At 68.0% G+C, this 1,414-nt stretch carries 1 protein-coding gene and 2 pseudogenes; 2 read left to right on the top strand and 1 reads right to left on the bottom strand.

Translation table 11 applies throughout. The annotated features are described in order from the left end of the window. Positions 1-3: 3 nt before the first annotated feature. Positions 4-258 (top strand): annotated as a pseudogene (locus ACWDVB_RS40270) (SDR family NAD(P)-dependent oxidoreductase); the annotation flags it as partial. A gap of 5 nt (positions 259-263) precedes the next feature. Next, positions 264-518: pseudogene (locus ACWDVB_RS40265) on the top strand (IS110 family transposase); the annotation flags it as partial. 105 nt (positions 519-623) lie between these two features. Here ACWDVB_RS40265 and ACWDVB_RS40260 read toward each other — a convergent pair. Next, on the bottom strand, positions 624-1,414 hold a 791-nt coding region (locus ACWDVB_RS40260), incomplete at its 5' end, for an IS3 family transposase (protein WP_451612069.1).

Raw genomic sequence — 1,414 nt, 5'->3', positions numbered from 1 at the left:
GCAGTGACCACCACCGACACCCCTTCGCCCACCCGCGGAGCCGAGGGCCGCGTATGGCTGATCACCGGTGCGTCGTCCGGCTTCGGACAGGCCATCGCGGAGGCGGCGCTGGCCGCGGGAGACACCGTCATCGCCGCCGCACGCCGGACGGAGGCGCTCGACGACCTGATCGCCGCCCACCCGGACCGTGCGGTCGCGGTCCGGCTGGACGTCACCGACACCGCCCGCATCGCCGAAGTGGTCGCCGAGGCCGTCCTCTGCAGCGCCGTCGACTCAATCGCGGCGGAGACAGGCAGGCCAACGCCGCGCTGCACCGCATCGTGGTCACCCGCATGCGCCAAGACGAGCGCACCCGCCTCTACCTGGAGCGACGTACCGCCGAAGGAAAGGGAAAACGCGAGGTCATGCGCTGCCTGAAACGCTACGCAGCCCGCGAGGTTTACTGCCTGATCCGCGCCGACATGATCACGCGTCACCAGCAGCCTGCTGCCTCAGCGCCCCTGCTGACCGCAGTTTGACGAACATAGGGCATCAAGCACCGCAGGCATGGAGTGAACGTGCAGGTGGTCACCGATCCGGACGGCTGAGCTGCCCCGAGTTTCGTAGAGTCCGGTGATCTTGTTTCAGGCGGACTGTGGTGTGGCTTGCTGTTGTCGCCACCAGTCGCGTTCGTACTCGGCGGGCGGTACGTAGTCGAGTGCGGAGTGGAGCCGTTCCTCGTTGTACCAGGTGACCCACTGGAAGATCGCCCGCTCGACCTGGCCGACGTCCCGCCACGGTCCTTGCATCTCGATCAGCTCGGCCTTGAAGGTGCCGTTCAGCGCCTCGGCCATCGCGTTGTCATACGAGTCCGCGACCGAGCCGACGGACGCGGCCGCCCCGATCTCGGAGAGCCGGTCGGTGTAGCGAATTGACACATATTGCGACCCCCTGTCGCTGTGATGAATCAGCCCGGAGTCCTTCTTGATCCGGCGCCTCCACAGCGCCATCTCCAGAGCGTCCAGCGGAAGTTCGGTCCGCATGTGATTCGCGACCTGCCATCCGACGATCGTCCGGGAGAACACGTCCAGAACGAACGCCACGTACACCCAGCCGGTCCAGGTGCGGACATAGGTCATGTCGGCCACCCAGAGCTGGTCGGGCCGGCTCGCGGTGAAGTCACGGTCGACCAGATCCGGCGGTCTGGGTGCCGACGGCTCCGGCACGGTGGTGCGACGCCGCTGGCCGCGGATGACGCCCTCCAGGCCCAGCTCGGCCATCAGCCGCTCGACGGTGCAGCGGGCCACGTGGACGCCCTTGCGCTTGAGCGCGCGGGTGATCCGGCGGACGCCATAGGTGCCGCCGGAGGAGGCATGGACCTGCTCGATCAGCGGCATGAGCTGCTCGTCACGCAGCCGGCGGGCCGACTTCGGCC

This window comes from Streptomyces sp. NPDC003379, assembly GCF_053589195.1.
The sequence above is the reverse complement of the archived record's forward strand: the minus strand, read 5'-3'. Positions and strand labels throughout refer to the sequence as shown.